The sequence below is a fragment of the Glaciimonas sp. Gout2 genome (assembly GCF_035018905.1).
GTDB lineage: Bacteria > Pseudomonadota > Gammaproteobacteria > Burkholderiales > Burkholderiaceae_D > Glaciimonas.
Window position 1 is genome coordinate 22,911 of the sequence record NZ_JASJXA010000021.1, and the last position, 17,321, is coordinate 40,231.

Annotated in this window: 8 protein-coding genes; 3 read left to right on the forward strand and 5 right to left on the reverse strand. The window is 50.5% G+C overall.

Going from position 1 to position 17,321, the window contains the following annotated elements; genetic code table 11:
• Positions 1 to 9 precede the first annotated feature (9 nt).
• Together QN379_RS14790 and QN379_RS14795 are read right to left on the reverse strand one after the other, a co-directional pair.
• Entirely contained in the window at positions 10 to 8,856 is an 8,847-nt protein-coding gene (locus QN379_RS14790; protein WP_416348552.1) for a GH36-type glycosyl hydrolase domain-containing protein, read from the reverse strand.
• An 835-nt stretch (positions 8,857 to 9,691) separates the two neighbouring features.
• Positions 9,692 to 11,203 (reverse strand): leucyl aminopeptidase, encoded by a 1,512-nt coding sequence (locus QN379_RS14795; RefSeq protein WP_323506974.1) that lies wholly within the window; start codon positions 11,201 to 11,203, stop codon positions 9,692 to 9,694.
• 37 nt (positions 11,204 to 11,240) lie between these two features.
• On the opposite strand from QN379_RS14795, the gene lptF reads away from it, so the two are divergent.
• The 3 genes from lptF to QN379_RS14810 all read left to right on the forward strand — a co-directional run bounded on the left by lptF (position 11,241) and on the right by QN379_RS14810 (position 14,020).
• On the forward strand, positions 11,241 to 12,374 hold the full coding sequence (gene lptF, locus QN379_RS14800) for an LPS export ABC transporter permease LptF (protein WP_323506995.1): 1,134 nt from the start codon (positions 11,241 to 11,243) through the stop codon (positions 12,372 to 12,374).
• The gene (gene lptG, locus QN379_RS14805) at positions 12,371 to 13,510 is read left to right on the forward strand and encodes an LPS export ABC transporter permease LptG (protein ID WP_322236582.1); all 1,140 of its coding nucleotides are present in this window, start codon (positions 12,371 to 12,373) and stop codon (positions 13,508 to 13,510) included. Before lptF ends, lptG begins: the two co-directional genes overlap by 4 nt.
• A 141-nt stretch (positions 13,511 to 13,651) precedes the next feature.
• Positions 13,652 to 14,020, forward strand: a complete 369-nt coding sequence (locus tag QN379_RS14810) for a CbiX/SirB N-terminal domain-containing protein (RefSeq protein ID WP_322236584.1) — start codon at positions 13,652 to 13,654, stop codon at positions 14,018 to 14,020.
• 132 nt (positions 14,021 to 14,152) lie between these two features.
• On the opposite strand, the gene cobA is transcribed toward QN379_RS14810, so the two are convergent.
• From cobA to cysD, 3 genes are read right to left on the reverse strand one after another with little or no spacing between them, the layout of a single operon-like run.
• Complete coding sequence (gene cobA, locus QN379_RS14815) at positions 14,153 to 14,959, reverse strand: uroporphyrinogen-III C-methyltransferase (protein ID WP_323506975.1); 807 nt, start codon at positions 14,957 to 14,959, stop codon at positions 14,153 to 14,155.
• 26 nt (positions 14,960 to 14,985) lie between these two features.
• The gene (locus QN379_RS14820) at positions 14,986 to 16,317 is read right to left on the reverse strand and encodes a sulfate adenylyltransferase subunit 1 (RefSeq protein WP_323506976.1); all 1,332 of its coding nucleotides are present in this window, start codon (positions 16,315 to 16,317) and stop codon (positions 14,986 to 14,988) included.
• Positions 16,317 to 17,252 (reverse strand): sulfate adenylyltransferase subunit CysD, encoded by a 936-nt coding sequence (gene cysD / locus QN379_RS14825; RefSeq protein ID WP_322236590.1) that lies wholly within the window; start codon positions 17,250 to 17,252, stop codon positions 16,317 to 16,319. The genes QN379_RS14820 and cysD overlap by 1 nt, the downstream gene beginning before the upstream one ends.
• Positions 17,253 to 17,321: the final 69 nt, after the last annotated feature.

Below are 17,321 nucleotides of genomic sequence, written 5' to 3' on the forward strand. Positions count from 1 at the left end.
TCTACGTTACTAGGTGGCGACATCATCCGTAGTATTGCCATCGTTGTTGCTGAGAGCCGCAGCAGCTCTGACAATCCTGATGTCGACCACATGCTCTTTCTGATCGTCGGCTAACGTAAACGCGGAGCCCTGATGCAGCATGCCGTCAATGCTGACAGCGGCTTCTCCATCTTGGTGTTGGGTAATACTGATTTGGTAAGGCGTGCTGCCGTAACGATAACGCATCGAAAAGGTTGACCATTCTGCGGGCATGCATGGATTGAATGAGAGTTGATCCTTTTCTAATTTCAGGCCGAGTAGCGACTCCGTGATGAGGCGATACATCCAGCCTGACGAACCAGTGTACCAACTCCATCCACCGCGCCCGATATGCGGTGCCACGCCATATACATCGGCGGAAATAACATACGGTTCGACTTTATAAATCGCGATTTTTTCTGCACTCTGTCCGTGGTTAATTGGATTGATCAGGGCGAGCAGTTCCCATGCACGGCGGTGGTCGCCGAGCGTAGCAAAGGCCATGACGGTCCAGATCGCAGCGTGTGTGTATTGGCCGCCGTTTTCACGTACGCCAGGAGCATATCCACGAATGTAGCCTGGATTGAGTGGTGATTTGTCGAATGGAGGATCAAGCAACTGAATGAGGCCGGCATCGCGCCGCACCAAACGCTGATCGACCGCGTCCATGGCTTTTTGGGAACGTTCAGGATTGCCCGCGCCGGATATCACGGCCCAGCTTTGGGAGATGGCATCGATTTGACATTCGGGATTGCTGACGGAGCCGAGCGGCGTGCCATCATCGAAATAAGCGCGGCGATACCAGTTGCCATCCCAGGCGTTGGTTTCAATATTGGTTTGCAGTTTTTGGGCTTCCGATGTGCAGAGATCAGAAAAAGCTGTGTCACCATGTTGCATGGCGATGCCGGAAAAAACAGTTAATACGTCGTATAGAAACCATCCTAGCCAAACGCTTTCGCCGCGCCCATGTTCGCCCACTTTGTCCATTCCATCGTTCCAGTCGCATGATCCGATCAAAGGCAGTCCGTGGCTACCAAAGCGCAAACCGTGGGTGATCGCGCGCGTGCAATGCTGGTACAAACTGGCTGACTTGGAAGAGCGCGTAGGAAGATCGTAATACGAATCCTCGTTGTCGCCGACCAGACGGCCTTCGATAAAAGGTACTACTTCGTCCAGAATATTGGTATCGCCGGTCGCAATGATGTAGCGACACGTTGCGAGCGGCAGCCATAAAAAGTCATCGGAGCATTTGGTGCGTACGCCGCGATCAGACGGTGGATGCCACCAGTGTAAAACGTCGCCTTCGACAAATTGATGGGCTGCGCAAAGTAATAGATGGGCACGTAATAAATGGGGCTGCGTATGGACCAATGCCATAACGTCCTGTAATTGGTCGCGGAACCCAAAAGCGCCACCGGACTGATAGTAGCCGCTGCGTGCCCAGAGTCGGCAGGCGATGGTTTGATATATGAGCCAGCCGTTAGTCAGTACATTGAGTGCAGGATCTGGCGTGTCAATTTGTACCGCACCCAACGTTTGATCCCAATAACGATGCACGGCATCCAGAACGCTTTGGGCCGCCGCTGTTCCGCGCAGTTTGCGCACCAGAGCGCTGGCGTCGGCGCTGCCGTTTTTGGATAATCCAAGCATGAAGACCAGTTGCCGGTTCTCGCCATCGGCGAGCGTAAAGGGCACTTGTAAGGCAGCACACGGATCCAGTCCCGCGCCTACTTTTCCCGATAAATGCGTCCGTTCCAGCGCCTGTGGTTGTTGTAGAGAACCGTTGCGTCCTAAGAACTCAGTCCGATCACCAGTGAGTGTGCGATTAGGATCATCGACATCGAAGAAGGCGACACGCTGGTTGAACTCAGTGTTGTAGGCATTCTGTGCAAAAATAGCGCCACTGTTAGGGTCTACTTCGGTGACGACATGCATCATCGACTTTTCACGCAAATCACCTAACACCCATTCAACGTAACCGGTTGCCGATAATTTACGCGTGCGACCGGAATCGTTACGTAATTTGAGTACCGAAAATTTGACCGAATCGTCTGTTGCAACGTACACCCAGAGCGCGGATGCGATGCCATTTTCTATGTGCTCAAATACGCTATATCCAAAACCGTGGCGGGTCACGTAAGGTGTAGAAAGTTGGTTGGCTGCACCATGCGAGGATGAATTAGTTGATAGGAGCGGCGTCGGCGACCAATATTCGGTTGTCTCCTCATCCCGAAGAAAAAATGCTTCACCGCTTGATGCGCTGACGGGATCGTTATGCCACGGCGTCAGGCGGAATTCGTGGGCGTTCTCGCCCCATGTATAAGCGATCCCATTTTCGGAAACGATGGTACCGAATTCAGCATTCGCCAGCACGTTAACCCATGGCGCTGGGGTTTGTTGTTTTTCGCCGGTGGTGATCATATATTCCCGGCCATCCGGCGTGAAGCCACCATACGGATTGGTCAAAATAAGATCGCTACGTTGAATCAGCGGACTGACTGACTGATTGGTGTTGTCGCTTCGACTAACTGATTGTGCAGCTGGACTTCTGCTCGCAGTCAAGCGCGGAACCCGGCTTTCTATAACGCTGCGACGGTTGATCTGTTCGGCTAGCGTACCGCCGCTATCGGTCAGCACAATACGCGCCACTGAATGCAGCAAGATGCGATCTTCATTAGCAATTTGATCGCCGGGCCGGACAAAAATACCGCCAGGCCGATCTATCACATGGCCTTCGATACCGGCGGCAATCAAGCCCATAATTTGGTCTTGTAGCAATTGTCGATAACCAGCGTGGTCTTCATTCCAGATCACCAGATCGACCGCTAGCCCTTTCAGTCGCCAGTAAGAGTGGGCTTGTACCAGTTGTCTTACCAGTTCGATGTTGGCGACATCTTTAATTTGTAGCAGGACGATCGGTAAATCCCCGGAAATGGCATAACTCCACAGTCCTGACTGACCACGCGTATTTTTGATCAATATGCTGGCATCAGCGCGCAGCGCGCTATTGGCATAGATAATTGAGTTTGCCAATCGGCCATAAAGCTGGGCATCTGTTTCTGTTGCATTAATCTGGCGTAATATGACTTGGCTGTGGGTCCATGACAAATCAAACACCCGGTCGGCAAGATGTCGGTCCTGATATTTATCGATCAGCGTGAGACAAACGTCTCTTGTTTCACTGGCACCGGTGACCATATCGATGGTGACGGTTTGTTCTGCCGCCAGCGTAATCCGATAGCGGATCGCCACCACAGGATCGAGTACTGAACCTTGACTGCCTGACAGCGGATCCTGGTTGAGCATGGCTTGAGGGGCATTAATGGAACGGCCGCGACCGATAAATTGCATACGATCTGTTTCGTAGGAAATGATATCGATTTTGGCACCGTGCGCTGCCATTAGATGAAACATCCATGGCATTTTTTCATCAATGGAACGGGGCCGCCGGGTGCATAGAATGGCACGCTGATCAGGCAGAATTTCGGTCTGGACGAACAGATTGCTAAAGGCCGGATGGGCGCTGTCGGCGGCGGCTGGTGCTAATACGACTTCAGAATAGCTGGTGATATCGATTGAGCGGCGATTACGCGAGCGATTGGTGATGCGGGTGCGCCGGAGTTCTATATCGTCTTCCGGAGAAACGACGATTTCGGTATGCATCTCGATATCATAGCCCTCGCCCGAATCGCGACGACGGAATTCAGCACGACCTTCGGAGAAGATGACTTCATAATCCTGTGCCAGTTTGCGGGTTGGTTGGAAAGTGCTAGACCAATAAGTACCACTTATCAGGTCACGGACATAACAGAAGGTTCCCCAATTGTCGCAGGTAGTATCTTCATGCCAGCGTGAAACGGCTAGATCGCGCCAACGGCTGGCGCCGCCACCGGCATTACTGACCATCACGTGATATCGACCATTTGATAGCAACTGGACTTCTGGAATCAGTGTATTCGCACTGCCGAGTATACGAACCGGCATCTCTTGCGTGCTAGCCGCAACAGTGCGAATTTCCGCTAATTCATGACTGTTTGAGTAGAACGCACTGGCCTTTGGTACGCGCTCGTGCAGCAATAACATGGTGGCTTGAAATAACGGGTCTGAACCAAAGCGCTGCTGCATGGGCTGATCCAGCAACAGATAGGTTAGGGCCAGTAAACTCATCCCTTGGTGATGCGCCATGAACGACCGAATCAGTGCATGCGACTGACCGCGGGGAAGTCGTGAGCGTGTATAGTCGACGGCTTCGTACATGCCATATTTTCCCTGGAAGCCGTCCGCTGTCAGTCGTTGCAGGTTCACGCAAGCCTGTTCAGGTGCGACCATCAATGCCAATACGGATGCGTAAGGGGCAATAACCTGATCGTCCGCTAATCCACGTTTAAGGCCTAATCCGGGCACACCAAACGCACGGTATTGGTAGTTCAGGTTGGCGTCGAAAGCGTTGTAACCGGATTCCGAAATTCCCCAAGGCATGCCAATCTGTGCGCCATAGTCGATCTGGCGTTTAACGGCAGAGCGATAAGTTTGGTCGAGTAGCGTGTTGGCAAACGTCGGCATTACTAACAGTGGCATCAAATATTCGAACATTGAGCCGCTCCATGACAGCAGGATCGGTGCGCCGCCAGCGGTCGTGAGTTGGCGCCCTAGCGAGAACCAGTTTTCCTGTGGAAGCTGACCCTGCGCAATAGCGACAAAACTGCAAAGACGCGCCTCCGACGCCAGCAAATCATAATAGCTTGCATCGCGGCGACGTTCACTGACGTTGTAACCAATTGCGAGTAAGTGACTGGCGCGATCGTATAGAAACTCGTATTCCATCTGGGCCATTTCCCGCAGTTCGAGCGTCAGCCGTTCAATCGTTTTAATGTACTTGGAGGCACGTTGTGCAGCGACCGCTACGCTGGCATAAATATCCGTTAACTGCGCATTTTTCTCTGCAGTACGTATCCCTGATGCGTTGGTTAAGGTCATTAAAACATCGTCGTTTTCAGTCAGTGCAGCAGATACTTTATGCTCGGCTTCCTGTAATCGCGTTTCAAGGGATAGCAGATCGCGCAGAGTTGGAATGTGATTGAGGTGCGGCAACTCAGTCATCCTGTGTGCATGTTGCGGCAACATCATCCACGGCGTTAGCCATGCCAGCGTTGCGCTGGCTTCGCGGCAATGATGCACCAGCGTCCGTGACCACCAACTGATTTCGGAACTTTGGCCAGCGTGGAGTGCACTCTCGATTGCCAATGCCCCATCAGTTAATCGTTCAAGCATGCGCTGTAATGAATTGAGGCTGATCGGTGGCGATGCGCATGCGCTCGCTAACTCCAGATGAAACGCAATGCGTTCGTTCGCTGCTTTGTCTTTTGAATCTTCCGCAGCATCGATTGCTTCGCCCAAAATAGAGAGCGTATCCCACAGTCCCAGCAGCCATTGATGGCCGATGATCGGTTGATCGTTCAATGCATTCAGCCCGGCTTGCAATGTCAGTAGATGGCCAGCCAGATTGCCGCTATCGACCGTGGAGACATACATCGGTTGAAGTGGTTTGAGATATTGTGTGTCATACCAGTTATAGAAATGGCCCCGATAGCGTTCTAATGTGAGAAGTGTGCGCACGGTGTTATCGGTGCGTTCCAGCAATTGCGCGATCAGGATGTAGCCAAAATCATGGGCCGCAAGATTAGCCAGTAATGCCATCCCGATATTGGTCGGCGAGGTTCTGTGCGCAACCACTGCCACCGGCTGCTCCTGAACGTTGTCGGGCGGAAGCCAGTTGTCCTCAGGGCCGACATAGGTTTCAAAAAAAGCCCATGTTTTGCGCGTCAGGTTACGCAAAAACCGGTATTGCTCTCTCGTCAGTTGTGATTTTGTAGGTTGTTGCGGCAGGCTGATGCGCCACGCGATTGCCGGTCCGATGATCCACAGCACCAGCAAAGGCGCTGCGGTAAATAATGCGCGCGGATAGGTCACGATCACGATGACCGCAATCGCCACGGCCAGCAGCGGTGCCATCCACATAGCCCTGAAACTACTGAAGATGTCGTTGGCGCTGTGGCGGCTGATTTCGCTGGAAGGATTCCATTCCAGCATGCGGCGGTGCGATATCAGCATGCGCCAAATAGTGCGGAGAATGGCATCAATGCTATAGCACGCTTCATAGGGAAGAAATGCAAGTGTCAGTAAGGCCTGGATCAGGTAATTCACCACGCTATCAAAGACAGCTTTTAAGTGTTGCCGTAATAATACGTCTTTGGGTTTGCGCAAGAGATCGAGAATCGAACCAATGATGTACGGTAAAACGATAATCCCGATGACCGTGACAGTCCAGAAAAGTGGCGCATTGAAGATCGTCCAACCTAAAATAAGCAACAGAAATAGTGCACTCGGAATTAGGCTGCGGCGCAGATTATCGAATATTTTCCAGTGCGACAAAGTCGATAAAAAGTTGGGTTGGCGTGGTGTCGACTTGTCCGACGCTGGCACGCGTGGCCGTAACCAGCCAGCAATTTGCCAATCGCCACGGATCCATCGATGGCGACGGCTAACGTCGGTGCCATAGCGGTTGGGATATTCCTCATATAGTTGAATATCCGACAGTAAGCCCGAGCGCGCATAACAGCCTTCCAGCAAGTCATGACTAAGAATCTGATTCTCGGGAAGGCGGTCAGTCAGCGCATGTTCAAACGCATCGACATCGTAAATGCCTTTGCCGATGAACGATCCTTCTTTAAATAAATCCTGGTACACATCGGAGACGGCGCGGGTATAAGGATCGATGCCGGATTCGCCTCCGTACAAACGCGCGTAATAAGAGGTATTGCTGCCAGGTAAACTATTGGCGATACGCGGTTGTAAAATAGCATATCCCGCGGTAACCCGATGCAGCGCCGGATCATAAAACGGCGTGTTGAGCGGATGCGCCATTGCGCCGGAAAGTTGCCATGCAACATCACGCGGTAACAGTGTATCGGTATCCAGCGTGATGACGTATTTGATGTTGGATAGTACTTCGGGCTTGCCGACAATGCGCATAAAGGAAGAGCGTTCAGCGCCGCGCAGATAAGCGTTTAACTGCGCCAGCTTGCCGCGCTTGCGTTCGTAGCCCATCCAGATATTTTCTTGTGGATTCCAACGCCTTGGACGATGAAAGAGGAAGAAAGTATTGTGGGTTTGCGGGTTATATTTCTCGTTGAGTTCATTGATGCGTTGTTCGGCAATTTGCAGCAGTAACGTATCTTCTGGCTGGCTTTCAGTAGATGCATCACGGAAATCAGTCAGCAGGCAAAAATGCAAATGTGGATCACGATTTGCCAAAAAACGTACTTCTAATGCTTCACATAAATCGTCGACACCCTCAGCATGCATTAACATGCTGGGCACGGCGACTAAGGTTCTGGCTTCTCCCGGAATTCCCTCCGAAAAATCCATGCGAGGAAGCCTTTGTGGCTTGGCGAGTAAGGTCGCCAGCCAGTTCACTAAAGCCAACGCAAGATGGCTGGTGGCGATGAGCGCCAGTACGGCGATGATTGGCAGCTCCCACTTTCTGGCGTGAAGCGGGTAAGCATAAATATAGACGTGGTACAACAAACCGGCGGTCAGGAGCGTCGTGAGGATGGCAATTCCGCCAAGATACATGCGCAACGGCATGCGACTGGCCGATTTACGAAAGCGATCAAGGCCATGGCTGCGGACGGCAGCGATTTTTTCGATTTGCAGCAGACCTTCATCAATCAGGTAATAGCCGATGTGCGCTTTACGTGGGTCGATATTACCAACGTAATTGTTATTCTCTGTTCGATTTGAGCTTTCTGGACTATCTTCGCTACTGGACAAGCGGGCGGCCGCTTCCTGAGCCAGTGCCACCGCTTGTTGCGCCACTTCGAACTCGGTCAGATGTGAGTGTTTGGCAATATGTTCAACGCTATGGCGGTATTGATCCCGGGTGCCGAAATCCATTTTTCCATACACTTCTAGTGGATCAGTTTGCAGGGTCTGTTCCACGATACTCATGGTCTCGAAAAATTCACGCCAGTTCATCGTAGCCAGAAAGCGTAGGCTGCCGATGCTGTTACTAATCGATACCTGATCGGCGGCTTGTTGCTGTATTTCGGTTAGCACCAGTTGTTCGACGGTATCGCCGGATTGCAAAAGACGTTGTTCTATCCACGTTAGCGGCAATGCCAGCGCCGGTCCCTGACCTTGCAGGCGGCGCGCTAGTTCCGCCACGAACGATCCCACCATCGGGGGATCTGAGCGGGCCATGTCGGCGATCACCAGAATCAGGCTACTAGGATCGGTCTCGACTACTTCTGTCATTTGGTCGGCCCACGAATCAGCCAGATTACGGTGCTGGCTTCCGATGGCGAGGCGCGCCGCGACGCGCCGCAGATTATCAATGAGCGCCAATCGAAGCATGATGGGAATCGCCCACAATTCGCCCATTTTAAGCGGCATGATTTTTTGATAGGCGGCGACAAAGCGACTTAAATTTTCAGGATCGACGCGGGCATCACCGTGAGAAATTGTTTCTAAGGCAATATCATAGACGCGCGGAAATCCTGCCGATGATCCTTTTAACAGGCGCGGCAATTCCATACTGTAGTTTTTGGGGAGATGGCGTTTGGCGGTGCGTATTTGTTCTTCGATTAAATAAAAATTATCCAGTAGCCATTCTGCTGCTGGCGTGATCTGGCGTTTGCTCTTAACGGATTCAATCAGCAGATTGCAGGCGTACATTAAAACGCGCTCGTTGTCGGCCAGACGCGGCAGCAGTTGATCGGGAGTCATCTGAAGATTGATCTGATGATCAGTGGCGAGTAGTTTGCCATGCTGTTCCATTTGTAACGCACTGAATAATTCCGCACGTAAAGGTCGTTCGTCGGCGGTTTTGGATAGGGTGGCGTTGGTGCCGAAGCGATCCGTAAAATGACGGACATGCTGCTCCAGTCTATCTAGCAAGTTGTTGAAATATGCTTTCAATTCAGTGATCCTTTCTGAATATTCTGGATGCTACAAGGGACTCTTTTGCCTCTGCTGTTGCGGCCACAGCGCTAGATTGTGCAGAGTAGTTATGGTACTTTGTTATTTTAAAAGCAACTAAAATGAAGGAATTTTATCATCGCTGTTGCCTGATCTTGTACGTGGTTTAACGGATTTTGTTGTCTGAAGTAGTAGATGCCAGTAATGTGATTTTTTTAGCAGTTAATGAAAGTAATTGCTTAAATTGCACTAATAAGTATGGCGAATAATATATTGCGTATATAGCAAACAATCCCAAGAACTCGGGACATGATGAGATGCACGATCAAAATTGTCGGCTTATTGTGGTTACAAAAAGACCTTTAAAAGTGGTCTTAATGACCATAATCCTACAGGTATTAAAAAGTAAAGCAAGATGACAATTTTGCTCAACAGGATGAAGAATGGCTAGACTTGACGCGAGAAGTTCGGGATATAACACGTTGAGTGACTGGTCAACGCTGATACGCTAGTTGCCTCGTGCGGAAATGTTTTGAAGGATTGCCTGAATTACCGACGATCCACGACCAATGCCCGATGAGGCTTTAGTGGCAGTGTAATATGAAAATAGGCGCTCAACCTGATGTTGAGCGCCTATTTTTTCTTGGCAACATTTTTCAATGTTGCCTGAATTAATTCCTTTCGGTAATTAACTTTATTTGGCTAACGCTGCCCGATTTATCAGGAAGTTGGTCAGCAGAGGCACCGGACGGCCGGTTGCGCCCTTAGCAGCGCCACCTTTCCATGCAGTTCCAGCGATATCCAAATGCGCCCAAGTGTACTTTTTGGTATAGCGCTCCAAAAAGCAAGCCGCCGTGATACTGCCACCAGCTGAGCCGCCGATATTTGCCATATCGGCAAAGTTCGACTTTAATTGCTCTTGGTAACTGTCTTCAATCGGCATACGCCACGCCGTGTCGCCGGTCGCTTTACCTGCGCTTAACAATTCATTTGCCAATATGTCATGTGCATCGTCGTGGCGCGTGAACAAGCCGGAGTTATGATGACCAAGTGCAGTCACGCAAGCGCCTGTCAAGGTGGCAATATCGACTACCGCGGCTGGTTTGAAACGTTCGACGTAGGTCAACGCATCGCATAAGACCAGACGGCCTTCAGCATCGGTATTGAGTACTTCGATGGTTTGGCCGGACATTGACGTGACGACGTCGCCCGGTTTGGTCGCACTGCCAGAAGGCATGTTTTCGGTCGCGGCAATGACCCCGATCACGTTTAATTTGAGCTCCATCTCAGAAATGGCGCGCAATGTGCCCAATACCGTGGCTGCACCGCACATGTCGTATTTCATTTCATCCATGCTCAAACCAGCTTTGAGTGAAATCCCGCCAGAGTCAAATGTCACGCCTTTACCAACCAAAACGACTGGTGCATCTTTAACCTTGCCGCCGAGATGTTTCAGCACAATGAACTTGGGTGGCTGATCACTCCCGCGTGCGACTGACAGAAAACTACCCATTTTGAGGGCTTCCAGCTGTTTACGGTCGAGTACTTCGACTTCAAGCTTGAACTCTTTTGCCAATTTCTTGGCAGTGTTAGCGAGATAGGTCGGTGTGCAAAAGTTGCCGGGCAGGTTGCCCAGGTCTTTGGTCAGATCAGTGCCGTTAGCAAGCGCGACAGCTTGGGCTAGCGCCTCTTTAGCGGCTGTTAGTTGGACAGCGGTCGCAAGAAACGCGAATTTCTTCACGCCCGTTGGGGTGGACTCTTTCTTACTTTTCAATCCGTCACAACGATAGTCGTTGTCGCGTAGCGCTTGAACCGTGGTGCGAATACCCCACGCTTGATTACGCTCTTTAATACTTGTGTAAGGCAACGCAATGACCGCATCGTTCGCACCGAGAGTTGATGCTACCCGTGCAACGCATAGCGCAACCATGGAAATAACTTTGTCGGAGATATCGCCTTCAGGTCCTAATCCGATGAGTAAAACGCGCTCGGTAGCGGTGCCATTGATTTTACGTAAAAGTAACGTTGAGCCGGGTTTGCCGGAAATATCGCCAGACTTTAGCGCAGCAGTAATTTCTCCACTTTTGTCAAGTGCTTGTGCTTGTGGTGTTAGTTTTTTGTTTTCGAAGACCCCGACTACGATACAGCCGGATTTGAGTGTGGCAATTGAGGTTTTTGCGTCGTGTGTTTTTATGCTAAAGTCCATCAGTTACTCCTTATCGATCCTCAATTATAGTCCCCCCATGATTTTTCAGCGCGCTCTTCGACGCGAATTGTTGAGTACGGCAGGCGCCGTGTTCACCACGCTCTTCACAATAACCATCACCGTCATGTTGATCAAGATTCTTGGACAAGCGGCTGGTGGCCAAATCGCATCCGCAGATGTCATTGCTCTGATCGGCTTTCAGGCGCTAAATTATTTGCCGATCATATTGATTTTAACTGGCTATATTTCTGTGCTTCTCGTGGTTACCCGCAGTTATCAGGACTCAGAAATGGTGGTCTGGTTTGCATCTGGCCTCAGTTTAACGCGCTGGATTAAGCCGGTATTGCTGTTTGGCTTGCCGATTGTCGTCTTGACGGCTCTTCTCAGTTTCGTCGCGACACCGTGGGCTAACACGCAAAGCGCAGAGTATCGGGAGCGCTTCGAGAAACGCGAGGACTTATCGAAAGTCTCTCCCGGCAAGTTTCAGGAGTCATCGACCGGCAATCGTATTTTCTTCGTTGAGGGATTTTCCGGAGATAGTAATAAAGTTAAAAACGTTTTTATTAACACCCAGACTGAGGGCAAGAACAGTATCGTCATTGCTAAAGAGGGCACGATTGAGCAAGATAAAAAGGGCGATAAATTTCTGATTTTGTCTCAGGGTCGTCGGTATGACAGCGTCAGTACGCAGAGCGATTTCCGTATTATGGAGTTTGAGCGCTACGGGACGCTGGTCGCCAGTGAATCGCAGGCATTAAGTGGTGATAAGTCGTCACGCGCTTTGCCGACCATAGCGCTACTGAAAACCCCGAATAATTTTAATATGGGTGAATTGCTTTGGCGGATGTCGTTGCCGATGATGGCTTTGTGCTTGATGTTACTAGCGATTCCATTGAGTTTTGTGAATCCCCGCGTCGGCCGTTCTGCCAGCCTGATCATCGCACTCTTACTATTTGTAACGTACAGCAATATGGTAAGTTTTTTCCAGGCCACCGTAGTACAAGGGCGATTATCGTTCCTGACGGCCTTATGGCCGGTGCATGTGGTGGTTTTAGGGCTGATTTTGTTCCTGTTCTCGTGGCGCCTCAAGGTGAATAGTCGCTACCATCCTTTAGTTGTCTGGTCGGCGATCAAGCACGCTCGTATCCTTAAGAAATCGGCGGCGTCATGAAAGTCTTACAACGCTATTTCACCACAGAGATTGTGCGCTCGGTATTGTTTGCACTGGCCGCGTTTCTGGCGCTGTTTGCCTTTTTCGATTTGATGGGTGAACTGCAATCGGTCGGTCGCGGTGGATATAAGTTACAACACGCGTTCGGTTTTGTTTTGCTGGGATTGCCGAGCTACGCCTACGAATTAATGCCGATTGCTGTTTTGATCGGCACGATTTATACACTTTCGCAATTCGCCGCTCATTCTGAATTCACGATCATGCGGGTTTCCAGCATGTCGACCAAGATGACCGCGTGGATGTTATTTAAAATTGGCATTCTGTTTGTGGTCGCAACGGTATTGATTGGTGAGTTCGTTGCGCCGAAAAGTGCTGAATTTGCCGAAAAGCTGAAGCTAGGCGCCAAAGGCGCATCGGTTTCGCAAGAGTTTAAGTCGGGGTTGTGGAGTAAGGACGTGATTAAGTCAGGTGGACTCACCGGTGAGATTATCGGATCGCGTTTTATTAATATTCACGACATCCTGCCAAATGGTGAGCTACGAGGCGTTAAAGTCTATGAATTTGACCATAATTTCCACCTCACTTCGATTATCCTGGCGGATCATAGCGTGTACGCCGGTTCGCACCTATGGCGGTTGAGTGATGTTGTGCAGACCGATTTTGCGAACGGTGCAGGGACATTGGCCGATACGATCAACACAGCGATTGCGACGAAGAAAGTCGCATCGAAAGAAATGATATCCGAAATCACTCCCGAAATTCTGGCGGTGCTCTTTGCCGACCCGGACCGGATGTCTGCTTTTGATTTGCATGCCTATATCAAGCATCTGGCTGAAAACAATCAGCATACTGAGCGCTATGAAATTGCATTCTGGAAGAAGGTCATCTATCCGTTATCGATATTTGTCATGATGGCGCTCGCGTTGCCGTTTGCTTATCTGCATTTCCGTGCGGGTGGCGTTAGTCTGAAGATTTTTACCGGTATTATGATTGGTCTCAGCTTCCAGCTGGTGAACAGTTTGTTCTCGCATCTGGGTTTGCTCAATACCTGGCCGCCGTTGATTACCGCGGCCGTGCCAAGCATATTGTTCTTGATGGCGGCGATAGGGGCCTTGTCGCGGGTTGAGCGACATTAGCTTTATGAATTGATTGCCTTAATCAATTATTTTAGTTATTTGGCTGTTTTTTGAACTTAAATATTTGCCTTAATGGCAAGTATTCACAACATTCTTTCGCAACACTAGTCACACAAATATTGGCCGGGAGGCGACATATATATGAAAAAACAAGCATTAATTTTGTTCGCGCACGGCGCGCGCGCGGCAAGTTGGGTGGAGCCGTTTGAACGTCTGCAAAAAATCACGCAGCAACAATTACCGGATGTAAGAGTCGTGTTGGCTTTTCTGGAGTTGATGACACCACGCTTGCCCGAGGTATTGGCAGAATGTGCTGCGGATGGCATAACTGAAATTAGTATTGTGCCGGTGTTTTTGGGGCAGGGCGGCCATGTAAAGCGTGACTTGCCGTTGTTGGTTGTTGAGGCTCAGGCCCAATATCCGGGGACGATGATCACGGTGGCGGAAGCCGTTGGTGAGCAGCCAGAAGTGTTGGATGCGATTGCGCGCTATTGTGTGGGGAGCTTGTAGATTTTTAGGATGAGTTTGTTGGAAGCTACTTTACGGTGCTAAGTAAAAGTCCAAATAACTTTGTACAGAATCATCTGGTGTGAGATTTTATTTTATTTTGACCGGATGCCGCACCAAAGAGGATTCAAAAAACTAAGCCACGTTTTGATTGCAGAGCGCATCGTCAGTCGGGATTACCTTTCCAACCCGCTCCGCCAAAGCCTCGCCAATCATTACCAAAACAGGTCCTTCACACTGCGTCAATCCAACTTCTAACTGGTTCAGTTCCAACCTAAAAATACGCTCGTTATCCCTGCTACAATTTTCAACGACAACGACAGGTGTTGATGGAGGGCGTCCCTGCGCCAGCAAACGTTGCGCGGTAGCGGTGGCTTCACGGCCACCCATGTATTGCACTAACGTATCGCAATTCGGAATGGTGGTTTGATCAGCCTCATCTGGTGCCGTGCTCGATGTAAAAAAGGCAACGCTACGAGATACGCCACGCTTGGTTAATGGCTGTTGTGCAGACGCCGCAGCAGCCAAAGCTGCGGTAATTCCCGGCACGACTTCCACTTCAATTCCATGCGCTTCCAATGCCCGCAACTCTTCGTCTGCGCGACCAAATAACATCGGGTCGCCACCCTTTAAGCGTACAACCAGTGAATATTTTTTAGCGTTATCAACCAATTGCTTGTTGATGAACTGCTGCGCCGTTGATAGCTGGCCGCAACGTTTACCGACCAGAATTTTGATTGCTTGTGGACATAACGCCAGCATGTCATGCGTGACCAAAGCATCATGCAATACCACGTCTGCTTGCGCCAGAACACGGGCGCCACGCACGGTGATGAGGTCAGCAGCGCCGGGTCCGGCACCGATTAACACCACCTTGCCGAAGCTGCTTGCGGCAGATTCAACATTGGAGGCATTCGTAGTGGAGGTAGAAGTGAATTGCATGATCAAGTTTGCGTCTGTGGTCTACGTCAGTCGAAACGAATCATGCCAGCCGCGACGGTTTGATGCGTCACTTCGTCAATCAAAATAAACGCACCAGTCGCTCTTACTGCATCGTATGAGTCCGCTGCAATCGGTTGCTGTACTGTCAAAGAAACCCGCGCAATATCGTTCAGCTTCAGTGTGTCGGCTGTACGACGTTCTTGCGTATTGATATCCAGCAGCGTATCAATTTTAGTGATGCGTGCACCAGTTTGCTTGGTCGTATGCTTAATCCAGTATTTACGGCGCAGGTCGAGTGCGTCCTCTGACAACCAGCACAGATCGGCGCTGAGTGTTTTCAGCAATGCCGGTGCGCGGTCAACGGAGGCCAGCATGTCACCACGTGATATGTCCAGATGTTCTTCTAGTAATAGCGTCACTGACTGACCGACTGCAGCTGACTCCAGCGATCCTTCAAATACCAGAATATCTTTAACCGTCGCGCTTTGTCCGCTTGGCTGGATGGTCAGTTTGTCGCCCTTGCTGACTTTACCAGCTTCGATTCGACCCATGTAACCGCGGAAGTCATTGGCTTCGTGGCCGTTGTGACGTGCCACCAGTTGCACAGGGAAACGAAACGGCTCATCGTGACATTCGTCGTAGACGCTCAGCGACTCCAACAAGGTAATCAAAGTCGGCCCTTTGTTCCACGGCATCTTGTCGCCAGCCACCACCACGTTGTCGCCAGCCAGTGCCGACAGTGGTATTGCATGGATATCCTTCAAACCAAGCTGTTTGGCAAAGTCCATATAGGCAGCAACGATGCGGTCATACACGGCTTGATCGTAGTTGACCAAATCCATTTTATTCACGGCGACAATCACGTGTTCGATCTGTAGCAGATGCGCAATGGTCGAGTGGCGTTTGGTTTGCGTCAGCAATTCAACGCTGCCATCATCGCCAAGTTTTACTTTTGAGACGTCTACCAGAATGATGACCGCGTCAGCCGTCGATGCGCCGGTAACCATGTTGCGAGTGTATTGCTCGTGTCCAGGTGTGTCGGCAATGATGAACTTGCGTTTTGGTGTGGCGAAGTAGCGGTACGCAACATCAATTGTGATCCCTTGTTCCCGTTCGGCTTCCAGTCCGTCCGTCAATAAGGACAGATCGATGGTGTCGCCAACTGTGCGCTTGTGTTTGGCGCGTGACATCGCATCCAGCTGATCGGCAAAAATGCCTTTGCTGTCGAACAATAGTCGGCCAATTAACGTGCTTTTGCCATCATCCACTGAGCCAGCTGTGATAAAGCGCAACAGACCGCGTTCTTGCTTTGATGGTTGAATATTCACTAGATTTTTTTCAGACACTGCGGCGTTCATTAGAAATATCCTTCTTTTTTGCGTTTTTCCATCGATGCTTCCGATGTCTGATCGTCCATGCGCGTAGCGCCACGTTCAGTAATTTGTGTGATCGCGGTTTCGGCAATGATGGCCTCAACCGTGGTCGCGTCGGAGGCAACCGGGCAGGTGCATGAAATGTCACCCACCGTGCGGAATCGCACTTCGCGCATTTCGACTACTTCGCCTTCTTTGGCCGGTGTCAGATCGGTCAACGGCACTAACAGGCCGTTGCGTGGAATGACCTGACGTTGATGCGCGAAATAAATCGGCGGCAATTCAAGCTTTTCGCGCGCAATGTATTGCCAGACATCGAGTTCAGTCCAGTTGGAAATAGGGAACACGCGCATGTTTTCACCTGGATGCACGCGGGTGTTATACAGATCCCACAGTTCAGGACGCTGCGCTTTTGGATTCCATTGACCGAATTCATCACGGAACGAAAAGATACGTTCCTTGGCGCGCGCTTTTTCTTCATCGCGGCGCGCACCACCGATACAAGCATCGAACTTATATTTGGCAATCGTTTCGAGCAAAGTCACTGCTTGGGCAGCATTACGTGAGTCAGTGAGTGGATTACGCAGACGTACGGTGCCACGTTGAATCGAATCTTCGACCGAACCAACGATCAGGCGCTCACCCAGTTCCGCAACTTTTTTATCGCGGAAAGTGATAACTTCTGCAAAGTTATGGCCGGTGTCGATATGCACCAAAGGGAACGGAAATTTGCCTGGACGGAAGGCTTTCTCGGCGATCCGCAACATGACTACTGAGTCTTTGCCACCAGAAAAAAGCAGCGCCGGATTACTGCACTCCGCCGCCACTTCGCGCATGATGTGAATCGCTTCAGATTCCAGCCAGTCGAGATGGCGGTCACTGGCGTTATCGAGAAAAAGTTTTTCTACTGCAGTGTTCATGGTGTGTTATCTCTTAGGTATTAACTTAGGTATTAGCTTGGGTATTAACTGAGGCTTAAATAAGGTCTT

Bases quoted from the DNA above. Each gene is read 5' to 3' on its own strand.
- QN379_RS14790 (WP_416348552.1), bottom strand. From the start codon at position 8,856: ATGGAACAGCATGGCAAACTACTCGCCACTGATCATCAGATCAATCTT.
- QN379_RS14795 (WP_323506974.1), bottom strand. From the start codon at position 11,203: ATGGACTTTAGCATAAAAACACACGACGCAAAAACCTCAATTGCCACA.
- lptF (WP_323506995.1), top strand. From the start codon at position 11,241: ATGATTTTTCAGCGCGCTCTTCGACGCGAATTGTTGAGTACGGCAGGC.
- lptG (WP_322236582.1), top strand. From the start codon at position 12,371: ATGAAAGTCTTACAACGCTATTTCACCACAGAGATTGTGCGCTCGGTA.
- QN379_RS14810 (WP_322236584.1), top strand. From the start codon at position 13,652: ATGAAAAAACAAGCATTAATTTTGTTCGCGCACGGCGCGCGCGCGGCA.
- cobA (WP_323506975.1), bottom strand. From the start codon at position 14,959: ATGCAATTCACTTCTACCTCCACTACGAATGCCTCCAATGTTGAATCT.
- QN379_RS14820 (WP_323506976.1), bottom strand. From the start codon at position 16,317: ATGAACGCCGCAGTGTCTGAAAAAAATCTAGTGAATATTCAACCATCA.
- cysD (WP_322236590.1), bottom strand. From the start codon at position 17,252: ATGAACACTGCAGTAGAAAAACTTTTTCTCGATAACGCCAGTGACCGC.